The organism is Actinoplanes hulinensis (genome assembly GCF_019429605.1).
GTDB classification, from domain to species: domain Bacteria; phylum Actinomycetota; class Actinomycetes; order Mycobacteriales; family Micromonosporaceae; genus Actinoplanes; species Actinoplanes campanulatus.
Map to the genome: position 1 here is coordinate 233,751 of NZ_JAHXZI010000011.1, position 13,224 is coordinate 246,974.

The following is a 13,224-nucleotide window of genomic DNA, read 5'->3' on the forward strand; positions in this document are numbered from 1 at the left end:
TCTTCTGCCCGCGATCTTGGACGGTGGGCCACCGATTGCGGTAGTGAGACGTCCAAGATCGCCAAGGCGTACGAGGGGGCGAGGGGTCAAAGGTTCAGAAGGGTCGCGGGGCCCAGGCTGGGTACTTCGGTGAGGGAATCGAGGGGCGCCGTCCAGGTGCCGGACGGGCCGGCGACCAGGAGCAGGTCGCGGGTCGCGGCGATCGCGTGCGGAGCGCGGGCGAAGCGGGCCACCCCGGCCGGATGGTCGACGCTGCGCCACTGCCGGGCGCCGTCCAGGTCGTTGGCGAGAAGATGGCCCGTCACCGTGTACGCCAGCAGCCACCGGCCGGCCAGGGTGAGCGTCGCCAGGCGGGCCGGGGGATCGACCGGCGTCCAGTCGCCGATGCCGGCGGCCAGATCCCAGCGGGCGTACGCCGTCGTGCCGGCCTCGGTGAGCGCCGCGAGCCACACCGTCCGCGCCGAGCCGGTGGCCGCCGCCAGCGCGGTCAGCCGTTCACCCGATGGGGCGGGCGGCACTACGAGCGATGACGTGCCGCCCCAGTCACGCAGGGCCGCGTGCTCGATCCGCACCCGGTCCGGCGTCCAGAAGACGTCGACCGTGCTGCCGTCCGGGCAGACCGCGGCCAGCGGATAGCGCACCTGGTCGGCCGTCGCCACGATGCGCGGCTCGTCGCCGGTGTGGCCGTGGAGGCGCGGCTCGTTGCCGGGGTGGCGGTGAGGGTTCGGGCCGTCGGCGGTCAGGCGGCGGGCGAACACGCCGCCCGGGGCGGTCCACAGGACGTGGCCGCCGGCGACCGCCACGTCCCGCGAGGTCGCGCCGGGCGGGGACGCCGCCCGACGCCATGACCCGGCGGTCCCGGTGAAGACTCCGGAGCCGGTGACCAGTGCGAGCACCGGGCCGTCGCCGAGCGCCACGGCGGCCGGCGGGCCGGGTGACTCCGCGGGCGTGCCCGTCTCGTCGCCGGACCAGGCGGCCAGCAGCTGGGCGGCGATCTCCGGGCGCAACCCGGCGTACCCGGTCAGCCGTTCGCGGGCCTGCTCGGCGTGCCCACCGGTGAGCAGCTCCGGCACCCCGGCCCGGGCCGCGGCGACCAGCAGGGCGACGGTCCGCTCGTCGCCGGGCAGCAGGTCCTCCAGGGCACGGGCCAGCCGGTCCGGCTCGCCGGCCAGCGACGGGTCGTAGCGCAGAGCGGCTCCCAGGGCCGTGGTCGCGGCCGAGACATCCACCGATGTTCCTCCTGTCCGTCAGTTAACGGCGAGCGGAGATTACCGCCGCTTGATGGTTTTCCGGGAACGAGAGGAAAGTCCGATGACCACATCCGCGACGGACACCCACGGCGACGACCGGCTCCTGGTCCTGCCCTTCTACATCGTCGTGGACGTCTCGCTGTCGATGAGTGTTCCGCAGGGCGGCGACAAGTCGGCGATCCAGGCGGCCAACGAGATCCTGCCGACCGTGATCGACGGCATCGAGGCGTCGCCGACGCTGGGCGACGTGGTTCGCCTGGGCGCCGTCGACTTCTCCGACGACGCCCGGGTCGTGCTGCGGCTCGACGACGTGCGCAACGTCAACCCGATCCCGCAGTTCACGGTGCGTGGCGCCACGTCGTACGCGGCCGCGTTCCGCCTGCTGCGCCAGGAGATCGAGAAGGACTACGCGCAGCTGCGCGGCGACAACTACAAGGCGTACCGGCCGGCGGTCTTCTTCATCACCGACGGCGAGCCGACCGACGACCAGTCCGACATCGTCGCCGCCTACAACGACCTCACCGACCCGTCGTTCAAGCTGCGGCCCAACCTCATCCCGTTCGGCGTGGGCACCGCCACCAAGGACCAGCTCGACCAGTGGGTCTACCCGAAGGAGGGATCCAAGAAGCCGATGCGCAGCTACGTGATGCGCGACGGCGCCGACCCGGCCAAGGCGATCACCAAGGTCGCCGAGATCCTGCTGTCCAGCGTCATCGCCTCCGCCCAGTCGGTCAGCGAGCAGGGCAGCGCCGGCGGCTTCGTGCTGGACGACGAGGACCTCGACAGTGACTGGAACTGAGGTCGCCTGGGCACGGCACCCCAACGGGCGGTGGATCGTCGGCGACGCCGGCAACCAGCCGTCCGTGGTGGCCGTGCCCCCGGTCCTGGTCCGCCGCCGCCCGGACGTGACACTCGACGGCGGCCGCGTCGGCATGCTCGACTACCGGGCCGCGAGCCTGCGCGGCATCGGCCATCTGGAGACCGGCAAACCCCGGCAGGATTCGTACGTCGTGACCGTCACCCGCGACGACCACTGGCTGGTCGGCTGCGTCGCCGACGGGGTGTCCGACGGCCGGATGTCGCACCGGGCCGCCGATCTGGCCTGCGAGAAGATCGCCGCCGAACTGATCGACGGGCTGGCCGCCGGCCCGGACGCCGACCTCGAAGCGCTGGACTGGGCCGCCGGCGTGGCCGGGGTCAACGCGGCCATCCACCGGGAGTTCCTGCACACCGCCAAGGTCGAGGAGGCGGCCCTCGCCGACGTCCGTGCGCTCATGTCCACCACGGCGGTCGCCTTCGCGGTGGCCACCCAGGCGGACGCCGACGGCACCCACCGGGCGGTGATCGCGTCGCTGGCCGGCGACTCGGCCGCGCTGATCCTCGACGGCGACGGCTGGCGCCCGGTCACCGCCGTCAAGGGCGACGGCGAGGAGGTGGCCTCCAACGCGGTCCGGCCGCTGCCCCGCGAGGTGGAACCGGAGCCGGTGACGCTGACCCTGCGGCCCGGCGACGTGCTCGCGGTCATCACGGACGGCATCGGCGACCCGATGGGCAGCGGCGGCGGGGTGGTCGGCCGGTTCCTGGCCGAGCAGTGGGCGGAGCCGCCGGACACCATCGAGTTCGCCAACCAGGTCGGCTTCTACCGCAAGACCTTCATGGACGACCGCACCGTGATCGCCGTCTGGGTCGCCCCGGAGCCGACATGACCGAACCGGAGACTGTGGCCAAGGGGGTGCTCGGGCGGCTCGACCACCTGGGCAAGGGCGGCACCGCGGTGATCTACCGGCTGCCCGGCTTCCAGCTGCCCGGCCACCCACCGCTGGTCTACAAGGAGTACAAGGACCGGACCAGGACGATCGCCGGCCCCGCGCTCAAGCGGGGCCTGCTCGACCTGGTCCGGCGGCGGCTCGCCATGACCGACCAGCAGCGCGCCGCCTGGGACAGGCTGGTCACCTGGCCGTTGCGGGTCGTCGTCGACGGGGACGAGGCGTGCGGCATCCTCCTGCCGCTCATCCCGGCCGCCTACTTCCAGGATCTGCACACCCGCTCCGGGCAGCGGCGGCGGGTGCCCCGCGAGGTCGACATGCTGTTCGGCGACACCAAGGACATGGCCCGCATCGGCCTGCCCGCCACCAGTCCCGAGCAGCGCCGCGCGGTCGCCGTGCAGATCGCCCGGGTGTGCGCCCTCACCCACCACCGCAACGTGGTGCTCGGCGACATCTCCGGCCGCAACATGGTCTACGACGTGAGCGGCCCCCGGCCCCAGGTGATGATCATCGACGCGGACGCGGCCCGGGTCGAGGGCAGCCGCGGCGCCTTCGGGGGACAGCCGCAGACCCCGCACTGGGAGCCGCCCGAGGCGCTGCTCGCCGCCTCGCAGCTGCGCGCCGCCCGCAAACGCGGTGACCAGAAGTCGATCAACACGTTGCTGCCGCGGACCACCGTGCAGAACCGGGCCACCGACGTCTACAAGCTCTCCCTGATGCTGGTCCGGGTGGTCGACCACGGGCGCGGCAAGGCGGTCAACCGTCGGCCGGACGGCGCGCTGCGGATCTTCCGCCGCGCCTGGGGCAAGCCCGCCGCCGAACTGCTGGAGCGCGCGATGGGCGCCGTCCCGGACGACCGGCCCACCGCCCGCGAGCTGTACGAGTCGATGCGGCCCGGCGGACCGCCCGCGCCCAAACCACAGCCGAAGTCACAGCCGCAGCAACAGCCGTCGGTCCCGAAGCCACGTCCGCCGGACCCGCCGAAGACCGGCACCGGTCCGATCGAGAACGGCAAACGGGCCGGATCGTTCGTCTTCGTCGAGGGCCGGGGGTGGGTACGCGATGGCAGATGACCCGGGCAGGTGGTGCCGTGCCTGCGGGACGACCGCCGGCGACGGCGCCGGGAGCTGCGCCGAATGCGGCGCCGACCTGGCCGCCCCGGCAGCCGGGGACACCCGCATCGGACAGGTGGTGGTGCTCCCCGGACTCTTCCTCACCCGTACCGGGATCGTCGTGGCCGCGACCGGCGACACGCTGTCGTTGCTCGGCAAGGGCGACCAGCCGAACAGCGTCGGCGCCGCCGAGTTCGCCCGGATGCGCCAGGTCGACGTGCCCGGACCGCAGGTCATCGGCGAGGCCGGCCGGCTCTGGGCGGCGTCCCACGCGGCCGGGACCGGCGCCGTCAAGGCGTCCTGGAACGACGCCCGCCTCAAGACGTACGCCGACGACCTGGCCGGCCGCGACCTGGGCCGCCGCCGGGCCGCCGCGGCCGACACCATCGCTCTCGGCCGGCAGTTCTGGCTGCCGCAGGCAAAGCTCACCGAGACGGAGCTCTGCTGGTACCAGGCCCGCCAGGCGGCGCTCCGCGGCGACCTCGGCCAGATGATGGCCTGGCTCGCCAAACTGCCCACCGGCCGGTACGCCGTCCGGATCCCGCTGCTGCTGTCGCACACCGCCGGGCTGCTCGCCGACACCGGCCTCGCCGCGCAGGCCGCCGCCCAGCTCGCCCCGTTCGAGGACACCCACCCGGACGCCCGCGCCCTGCGCCACCTGCTCGACCCGGACGCCGGCGCCGACCTGATCCACCTCACCGTCGCCTACGCCGCCACCAGTGGAGTCCCGAAGGCGGTGGCCGCCGCCGAGCGGATCAGGGACCGCCGCCGCATCCCGATCGAGCCCTACGCCGGCCCGAACACCCGGGCACTCGACGCCTACTTCGCCGGCCTCAACGGAACCAACCTCGACCAGTACGCCGGACTGCTCACCGAACTACCCGAGGCGCTGCTCGACGACCTGGTCGACGCCCACGCCCTCACCAAGGTCGACGCCGACGGCACCGCCCGCGGCGCCTACCTGCGATGCCGGCTGCACCCGGGCCGGGTCACCCCGGACGAACTGGCCGCCGCCGGGTTCACCGCCGAACAGGCCCGCCGCCACTACCTCGCCCGCGACACCGACGCCCTCGACGCCCTCGACGGCACCGACCCCGCCGTCGGCCATTACCGGGCGCTGCTCGCCTTCGTCCGGGACCGCGACCGCGGCCGCGCCGGCGACCTGTGGCCGCAGACCCGCGCCCTGGTCGACCTGATCGACGGCGGCGGCGAGGTGCCGGAGCAGCTCGCCGCCGACCGGTCCGCCTGGCCCCTGCTGCGCGACGCCGCCCTCCAGGGCCGGATCACCGTCCCCGAGCACGTCAGCACCGCCCACCCCGACTTCGCCGCCTGGTACGGGCTGTGCCGCCTCACCCGGCTGGTCTACGACGGCGACTGGGAGGGAACCGTCCGGCTGGCCCGGGCGATCGGCCGGGCCACCCGCGGCGGGCCGCTCGCCGACGAGGTCGCGAGCCTCGTGGCGTACGCCAAATGGCAGCTCGGTGACCACGACGGCGCGCTCGCCGCTCTCGACACCGGACCGGCCGCCGGGTTCCGTGCCGGTCTCACCCTGAACGCCTCGGTGATCGCCGCCGAGAAGGGCTCCGCGGCCGCGGAGGCACCGCTCGTCCGGCTGGCCCGCGAGGCCCCCGACCAGCGGCTGCGCAACGGCGCACTGATCAAGGCGCTGGGGTTGTGGATCGCCGACGACGCGGTCACCGAGTACCCGCCGGAGCTGGCCGCCCTCGTGCACGGCCGGCTCGCCGGCCAGATCGACGACGACGACTTCTTTCTCGACCTGGTCAAGTTCAGCGCCAACAACGACGCGTCCTGGGTGGCCGCCACCCCCGCGATCCGCGCCACCGGCGGGAACCAGGCCGACATGGTGCGCTACTTCCAGACCCGCTGCCGGATCCTCGAGGAGCACCGGCCGGAGACGTTCTCCGACCTGGCCGAGGTGCTGTCGCAGATCTGGCGGCGCGACCCCCGCCCGGAGTGGCAGGCCCGCGAGCGGGACTGGTTCGCCGACCTGCTGCTCGACCTGGTGCACCGCGACTTCGGCGAGGCGGCCGGCCTGGCCGGGGTGATCGAGATCCTGCTCGACGGCGGCGTCCTGGAGCAACGCGAACGGCTGATCCTGTCCATGCAGGCCGGCGGCCATCTGGCCATGGGCCTCGGCGACGACCAGGATCTGCGGCCGGAGTCGGAGAAACGGTTCCTGTTCGACCCGGCGTACGAGTTCCTGCGCGTGCGCGACGAGTTCCCCGAACCGGTTCGCGAGGCCCTCGCCGAGGAACTCGGCCGCTGCCTGGGCGTCGCCGCGTTCGCCGTCGGCAACGCCATGTCCCGCGCCGTCGACAACCTCGGCGACCAGTACAACGAGATCGTCGAACGGCGCAGCTGGGACCGCAGCAACGACTATTCGCTGTCCCGGATCCAGTTGGAGCTGCTCGACCACATGCAGACGGTCGTCGACCGGATGCGCGCCTACCAGGTACTTCTCGTCCAGTTCCCGCTGGACGGCCCGATGAACGAGATCCCGGACATGCTGCGCGGCCAGGCGGACGCGCTCGCCGGACAGATCGACATGCTGCGGAGGGACTTCTGATGGCCGACCGCAACCCGTACGTCATCCTCGGCATCCCGTTCGGCGCCGGCCGGGAGGAGGCCAACCTCGCCTTCGCCCGCCGGGCCCGCCCCCTGCGCCGCCTCGGCGCCGAGGGCCGCGACCGGATGACCGAGCTGACCTGGGCGCTCAACCAGATCGACGAGGCCATCAAGGAACCGGACACGGTGCTGTGGCTCTACCGGATCCCGCACGATCCGGCGGTGCTCGCCCCGAGCGGACCGGGCGAGTTCGCGCCCAGGCCCCGGCCGATGGCCCGCCGCAGCGGCGACAGCGGCCCCGGCCTCGACGCAGTGCAGCGGGCCGCCGCCCGCGAGCACCTGCGCCACCTCGTCCTCGACCGGGCCGGCCGGACCGCGATCCCGGCACCGTGACCACCGCATCCGAAGGGAAGACCGTGTTCGGCAACAGACAGCAGTTCGAGGCCATCGAGAAGATAGCCAAGCTCATCGACCAGATCGACCGCCGGGTCGAGCGGATCGAGACCGTCACCCTGGTCCGGGAGCCGGGCACGGCCGCGGCCGCCGAGGCGTACGAGGGACTGCGCAAACAGGTCGTCGCCGCGGTACAGAACCGGACCAGCCACCTGGCGCAGCTCGCCCAGATCGACGCCGCCGTGGCACACGGCGCCGCCGCCGAGGACCTCGCCGAGCTGCTCGGCCGCTGTTTCGAACAGGCCGGCCTGGAGAAGGTTGACGACGCCGACGACCCTGAACACACCCGCTACTTCAAGTTCGTCGGCGACCGCGACAGCGGCCGTCCCGAGGTGATCGAGGCCGCCTACGTGGACCGGGCGACCGGCCGCGCGGTGCGGCTCGGCGTCGCCAAGTACGTGGGGCACCGGTCTCCACAGGACGAGGGGGAGGAAAAGACAGAATGAGCGACGCTTTCGGTATCGACTTCGGCACCACCAACAGCGTTCTCGCCCGTACGACGGCGAACGGGGTCGAGGCCGTGCCGCTCGACCCCGGCCTGCCGCTGGAGTGGGCGAACCTCGAATTCGACCGGGTGCTGCCATCGGTCATCGGCTTCGACGGCGGTGACCCGGTGTTCGGCTGGGCCGCCAAACGCCAGCGCACCGGCAAGCTGGAGGCGGTCAAGCGGCTGTTCGCCACCGAGGACTCGGTCACCATCGGCGACCAGGACCTCAAGGTCGAGGTGGCGGCCGCCATGTTCTTCCGGCACATCCAGCAGCAGGCCGCCGCGGCCGGCATCATCGCGAAACTCAACCGGGCCGTCGTCACCATCCCGGCGAACAGCCGCGGCCTGGCGCGCTTCCGCACCAAACTGTCCGCCGGGCTGGCCGGCATGGAGGTGCTCGCCCTCATCAACGAGCCCACCGCGGCCGCCATGGCGTACGCCCACGCGATCGGCCAGAACCAGCGGATCCTGGTCTTCGACTGGGGCGGCGGCACCCTCGACGTCACCGTCCTGCAGGCCTTCGACGGCGTCTTCATCGAGCAGGCGTCCAAGGGCGTGCAGCGGCTCGGCGGCCTCGACATCGACGACGCCTTCCGGGCCGCGGTCCTGCCGCAGATCCCCGGCTCGGCCGACTGGGACGACGAGAAGCAGGCCCTCTTCCGGCTCGATCTGGAACGCGCCAAGATCGAACTGTCGCAGCAGGACACCACCCGGATCCCGCTGCCCTCCGGCGGCTACCACCAGGTCAGCCGCGCCCTGCTGGAGGAGTCGGTCGCCGCCCTCGTCCAGCGCACCCGCGAACCCGTCGACATCTGCCTGCGCGACAGCCCCGGCCGCATCGACCACCTGGTCATGGTCGGCGGCAGCTCCAACATGCCGGTGATCCGCCGGTTCGTCTCCGACATCGTCGGCGTCGAACCGTCCACCGGCGTCAACCCGATGCTCGCCGTCGCCCAGGGCGCCGCCATCGCCTCCGGCATCCTCCAGGGCACCGTCACCGACCTCGACTTCCACGTCGGCACCGAACACGCCCTCGGCATCGTGGTGCACAACGACTCGTCACCGCCGGAGGGCTCCTTCTCGGTGCTGATCCGCCGCAACACGAAGTACCCGGCCCGGGCCACCGACTCGTACGTGCCGGCCATGGACTTCCAGGAGCAGGTCAACGTCCAGGTGATCGAGGGCGACCCGGACAAGCCGATCGGCCACGAGGACAACGTGGTCCTCAAGGACTGGGACATCGACCTGCCCGAGCAGCGGCTGCGCACCGACGCCTCGTTCACCGTCACCTACGAGTACGACCTGGACGGCATCCTGCACGTCCTGGTCCGCGACCAGCGCACCGGCAACGTGCTCTCCGAACAGGAGGTCGCGGTCGGCGCCGCCGAGGACCGCACCCAGCTGCCCCTGATGCGCCGCAACGTGGACAACCTGATGACGGTCGGCGCGACACCGAAACCGCGGATCTCCGCCGAGGCGCAGGCGGTCATCCGCAAGGCCCGCGACAAGGTGCTGCCGTTCGTCGCCGACGACGACCGCGACACCCTGGCGAAACTGGTCACCGACCTGGAGTCGGCCACCCCGGAGACCGAGAAGGACCGCACCGAGGCCCTCGAGGCGGAACTGCGCAATCACGCCTACCTGTTGTGGTGATCCCAGCTGAACGACGTGCCGGCCACCGAGACGGTGCCACCCGGCGGGCAGGCCGCCGAACCGCGACTGCCCGCCGACCCGTCCGGTGAATAGCTGATCATCAACTGCACGTCGGACGAACCCACGCCGGACCGGGCCGCGGTGATCTCACCGCTGCCCGGCAGGCCGGTCGCGTCCGCGCTGAGCACCACCCGGCGCCCGGACAGCGGCAGGACGCGCTGCTCGCCGCCGCCCCGCCGGATCGTCACGGCCCCGGTCAGCGGCGGGCTCAACCGGCTCCGCCGCCAGCGGACGAGAACCACCGTGAGCGCGGCCAGCAGCACCGCCGTGGTCACCCACCACCACAGGCTGCCGCGCTGGGCGGAGAACTCCCGGGTGCCGGGCGCGGCCGCCGGCGCCCCGGCCAGGGTCAGCCCCAGTTCCCCGGTCAGCACCGCCGACCAGGGCGAGTCCACCCGGGCGGTGAGCTGGAGATCCCGCTGAGCGGTCACCGTCCTCAACGGGGCCAGCGACCGCGGGCCGGGATCCCAGTCGACGGTCACCGGCACCGTCACGCCTCCGCCGGGCGGCAGCTCGACCGGACCGGGAGCGACCTCGGCACCCGCCACCGCGAGGTCGTTCAGCACCAGTGGCACGTGCGGCATCGGATTCTCCACCCGTACCTCGACGGTGGTCCGGCCCGCGCCGATCGGCTCGGCCGGCCACGTCACCCGCACCGGCTCGGTCACCTCGGCGGCCAGCAGGCTGCGCGCCTTCGCGGCGCGGGCCTCGGCCTTCGGCCGGGCCAGCCGCGCGGTCAGCCGGTCCACCGACGTCGGCGCCAGCACGCTGGCGCCCGGGAACACCTTCCGCAGCAGGGTCGCGCCGGTCGCGCCGGAGAGCGGGATCGCGTACGCCTGAAGCGACACCTTGTTCAACTTCGCGGCCCGGTCGGCGAGCTGGTTCCAGTTGTGCCCCTGGGTGAGCGGGTAGGCGCTGCGTGGCCCCGGGTCGTGCCGCCCGTCGGTCAGCAGCACCACCGTGGCCAGCGGCGGAGCGTCCGGCCGGGCCAGCGCCGTCACCCCCGCCTCCAGGGCCGCGCCGATGTCGGTGTACGCCCCCACCGCGTCCCGTGGCAGCCCGGCCGCCAGCTGACCCGGCTCCCGCCCCACCTGCCGGGTGACCGCCTTCGCCCGCTCGTCGAACGGCACCAGCGTCACCCGGTCCTCCGGGGCCAGCGCCGCGAAGAAGCCGATCAGACTCCGCCGCAACTGCTGGTACCGGGCGCCGCGCATCGACCCGGACACGTCCACCATCACCACGTAGTCGGACGCCACACGGTCCACACCGAGAGCCGCGTACACCTCGTCGGGCCCGGCCGGTGGCGCCTGCACAGGCGTCGCGGCCAGCAGCATCGCCGCCACAGCCGATCGGATCCACATCACATTCCTCTCTGACGGACAGCGCTGTCCGTCAGATACCGGCGTGACCTTCGATTCCAGGGCCTACCTGCGGGACGTCGTCAACCCGCTGCGCGACCAGGTCGGCGCCCTCCCCGGTGACCTGGCCCGCCACTACGGCGTGGAACCCGGGATGACCAGCGCCGAGATCGCCGACCGGCTGGGCAGGGTGCGCGAGTTCTGGGAGCAGCGGCAGGGCGGTTCCGGCGCGGCGGCCCGGGTCTGCGCCCGGATGCTGGACCGCGACGAGATCCTGCGCCGCGACCACGGCGACCGGATGCACTCCCCGGACTGGTGGACCTCTCTGCCCTTCGACCAGCCCGCCGAGATCGAATTCGAAGAAGAAGAGGAGGAAGAACCGCCCGCGCCTCCCGTCGTCCGGACCACGGCCCACGTCGAACGGCTCAGGGTCACCGTCACCGCCGAGGACCAGGACACCGCCATCGCGCACATCGCCTGGCGCACCCCGCCCTCCGGCCGGGTGTCGATCCGCCGCTCCCCGGTCCCGCCCGTCTGGCCGCCCGGCACCCCGGTCCGGGCCGCCGACCTGCGCGGATTCGGGGAACCACTGGCCGGCGACCGCCTCACCGTCGGGCCGGAGTCGCAGATCGCGGTCCGGGTCCCCGGCGGCCCGCACGTCTACACCCCGTTCACCCTCGACGACCAGGGCGGCGGGGTGGTCGGCGAACCGGTCAGCGCCGGCGTCGCCGACTCGGTGCAGCAACTGCGCGCCCGGCGTACCGGATCCGAAGTGGTCCTGTCGTGGATCTGGCCGCCCTCGATCAACCTGGTCGACATCACCTTCACCCCCGCCGACGGGCCGGTCCAGCGACGGCGGATGACCCGCGGGGAGGTCGCCGAACAGGGCTGCCGGATCCCGGCCGGGACCGGTGGGGGCCGGATCACGGTCTGCGCGGTGACCCGCACCCGCGACGGCGACCTGCTGTCCGCGCCACGGTCGGTGACCGTCGAGGGGGTGGGCGGCACGCTGACGTACCGGCTGCCCAAGGTGGGCGGGCCGCTCAGCCGCGGCCGCCGGATGCTGCGCGTCACCGTCGACCGCACCTGCGAGGGCGTCGAGCTGCGGCTGGTCGTCGTACCGGGCAACGCCCTGCCGGCCCGGCCGGACGCCGGCGAGACGCTGCTGCACTTCACCGGCCTCAGGTTCGAGGCCGGCACACCGTGGGAGGTCCCGTTCACCGTGCCTCGGCGCTCCCACCCCGGCCGGCTGCGCTGCTTCGTGGTGTCACCGCGCGGCATCCGGGTCGTGGACCCGATCGACGAGATGAAGGTTTCCTGACATGAACGTCGCCTGCCCCTACTGCTACGAGCGGATCAACACCCGCCGGCTCTGGTTCCGCTGCACCGGGCGCAAAGCCCCCGGCCGGCCGGCGTGCGTCCCGCAGAAGGACCCGGCCCGCAAGGAACTGACCGGCATCGACGAGCTGGTCCTGCCGTCCTTCCCGGCGCCCGGCCGCGGCCTGCTGCCGGTCAACTCGGCGGTGCACGACGTCTGCAACGCCGTCTCCGGGGTCAAGGTGTGCCCGCACTGCCACAGCCGGATGCCGCCGTCGTTCGGCGAGGGCCGCAGCCCGCTCATCGCCATGGCCGGCGCCCCGCACACCGGCAAGAGCGTCTATCTGCGCATCCTCGCCGACCAACTGCGTCACGGCATGGGCCTGCGCTTCGGCGCCGACGTCAAGCTGATCGGCGACGAGCAGTTCAGCAACACCACCGGCCGCGCCGACTACCTCGACCCGGCCGGCGAGCTGTTCCCCGGCGGGCAGCTCTACGCCAAGACCCAGCAGGCGTCCGAGGGCCGCCGCGACCCGATCGTCTTCGGCTGGCGGCAGCGGCGCATGGGCCGGTACGACACCACGCTGCTGTCCTTCTTCGACACCGCGGGCGAGGACCTGTCGTCCATGTCGACCGTCGACAACCTGCGCTACCTGGGCGCCGCCGACGCGCTCATCCTGCTGCTCGACCCGTTCCTCATCCCGCGCGCCCGCGACCAGATCAACCTGCCCAAGTCGGCGTACACCACCAACCAGTCCACCGTGGACGTGCTCAACCGGGTCACCGACAACCTGCGCGAGAGCCGTCACCTGGGCGGCCGGAAGAACATCCCGATCCCGGTCGCCGTGGTCTTCGCCAAGATCGACGCGTTCTTCGACGTCTGGGGCGAGGACCACCCACTGGTCCAGCGGCCGGAACCGGGCCCCTACTACGACGAGACCGCCGGCCGGGCCACCCACGAGTACGTGCGGGGCCAGCTCGCCGACTGGGGCGCCCACGACGTCGACAACCACCTGACCCACAACTACAAGAACTACCGCTACTTCGCCGTCTCCGCGCTGGGCGCCGAACCCGACTACGACAACGACATCATCGACCCGAACGGCGTACACCCGTTCCGGGTCGACGAACCGCTGCTGTGGCTGCTCAGCCAGTTCGGCGTGGTGCCGGACAGGGGCTGAG

At 72.8% G+C, this 13,224-nt stretch carries 11 protein-coding genes; 9 read left to right on the forward strand and 2 right to left on the reverse strand.

Annotation, left to right across the window (positions count from 1 at the left end; translation table 11 throughout):
• Positions 1–86: 86 nt before the first annotated feature.
• A complete protein-coding gene (locus KZ829_RS22145; RefSeq protein ID WP_220145837.1) occupies positions 87–1,229 on the reverse strand; it encodes a hypothetical protein in 1,143 nt (380 codons plus the stop codon).
• Positions 1,230–1,311: 82 nt separating this feature from the next.
• Between KZ829_RS22145 and KZ829_RS22150 the strand changes: the two genes are divergently transcribed.
• From KZ829_RS22150 to KZ829_RS22180, 7 genes are read left to right on the forward strand one after another with little or no spacing between them, the layout of a single operon-like run.
• Complete coding sequence (locus tag KZ829_RS22150; protein WP_183221877.1) at positions 1,312–2,049, forward strand: vWA domain-containing protein; 738 nt, start codon at positions 1,312–1,314, stop codon at positions 2,047–2,049.
• Positions 2,036–2,956, forward strand: coding sequence for a protein phosphatase 2C domain-containing protein (locus tag KZ829_RS22155; RefSeq protein WP_220145838.1), 921 nt, complete (start codon positions 2,036–2,038; stop codon positions 2,954–2,956). Before KZ829_RS22150 ends, KZ829_RS22155 begins: the two co-directional genes overlap by 14 nt.
• Positions 2,953–4,089, forward strand: a complete 1,137-nt coding sequence (locus KZ829_RS22160; RefSeq protein WP_220145839.1) for a hypothetical protein — start codon at positions 2,953–2,955, stop codon at positions 4,087–4,089. The genes KZ829_RS22155 and KZ829_RS22160 overlap by 4 nt, the downstream gene beginning before the upstream one ends.
• A complete protein-coding gene (locus KZ829_RS22165; protein ID WP_220145840.1) occupies positions 4,079–6,715 on the forward strand; it encodes a hypothetical protein in 2,637 nt (878 codons plus the stop codon). Before KZ829_RS22160 ends, KZ829_RS22165 begins: the two co-directional genes overlap by 11 nt.
• Positions 6,715–7,107: a hypothetical protein gene (locus tag KZ829_RS22170; RefSeq protein WP_188126491.1), complete on the forward strand. Its 393-nt coding sequence runs from the start codon at positions 6,715–6,717 to the stop codon at positions 7,105–7,107. The genes KZ829_RS22165 and KZ829_RS22170 overlap by 1 nt, the downstream gene beginning before the upstream one ends.
• Complete coding sequence (locus KZ829_RS22175) at positions 7,104–7,613, forward strand: hypothetical protein (RefSeq protein WP_220145841.1); 510 nt, start codon at positions 7,104–7,106, stop codon at positions 7,611–7,613. Before KZ829_RS22170 ends, KZ829_RS22175 begins: the two co-directional genes overlap by 4 nt.
• Positions 7,610–9,307, forward strand: coding sequence for an Hsp70 family protein (locus KZ829_RS22180; protein ID WP_220145842.1), 1,698 nt, complete (start codon positions 7,610–7,612; stop codon positions 9,305–9,307). The genes KZ829_RS22175 and KZ829_RS22180 overlap by 4 nt, the downstream gene beginning before the upstream one ends.
• Here the strand turns inward: KZ829_RS22180 and KZ829_RS22185 are convergent.
• On the reverse strand, positions 9,292–10,728 hold the full coding sequence (locus KZ829_RS22185; RefSeq protein WP_220145843.1) for a vWA domain-containing protein: 1,437 nt from the start codon (positions 10,726–10,728) through the stop codon (positions 9,292–9,294). The two genes, KZ829_RS22180 and KZ829_RS22185, sit on opposite strands and share 16 nt — an antisense overlap.
• 43 nt (positions 10,729–10,771) lie before the next feature.
• On the opposite strand from KZ829_RS22185, the gene KZ829_RS22190 reads away from it, so the two are divergent.
• Positions 10,772–12,046 carry a hypothetical protein gene (locus KZ829_RS22190; RefSeq protein ID WP_220145844.1) on the forward strand — a complete coding sequence of 425 codons (1,275 nt, stop codon included), beginning with the start codon at positions 10,772–10,774 and terminating at the stop codon, positions 12,044–12,046.
• Position 12,047: 1 nt separating this feature from the next.
• Complete coding sequence (locus tag KZ829_RS22195; RefSeq protein WP_220145845.1) at positions 12,048–13,223, forward strand: hypothetical protein; 1,176 nt, start codon at positions 12,048–12,050, stop codon at positions 13,221–13,223.
• The last annotated feature ends 1 nt before the right edge of the window (position 13,224 follow it).

Coding starts and splice junctions, on each gene's coding strand:
- KZ829_RS22150 (WP_183221877.1), top strand. CDS start 1,312: ATGACCACATCCGCGACGGACACCCACGGCGACGACCGGCTCCTGGTC.
- KZ829_RS22180 (WP_220145842.1), top strand. CDS start 7,610: ATGAGCGACGCTTTCGGTATCGACTTCGGCACCACCAACAGCGTTCTC.
- KZ829_RS22195 (WP_220145845.1), top strand. CDS start 12,048: ATGAACGTCGCCTGCCCCTACTGCTACGAGCGGATCAACACCCGCCGG.
- KZ829_RS22170 (WP_188126491.1), top strand. CDS start 6,715: ATGGCCGACCGCAACCCGTACGTCATCCTCGGCATCCCGTTCGGCGCC.
- KZ829_RS22185 (WP_220145843.1), bottom strand. CDS start 10,728: ATGTGGATCCGATCGGCTGTGGCGGCGATGCTGCTGGCCGCGACGCCT.
- KZ829_RS22165 (WP_220145840.1), top strand. CDS start 4,079: ATGGCAGATGACCCGGGCAGGTGGTGCCGTGCCTGCGGGACGACCGCC.
- KZ829_RS22160 (WP_220145839.1), top strand. CDS start 2,953: ATGACCGAACCGGAGACTGTGGCCAAGGGGGTGCTCGGGCGGCTCGAC.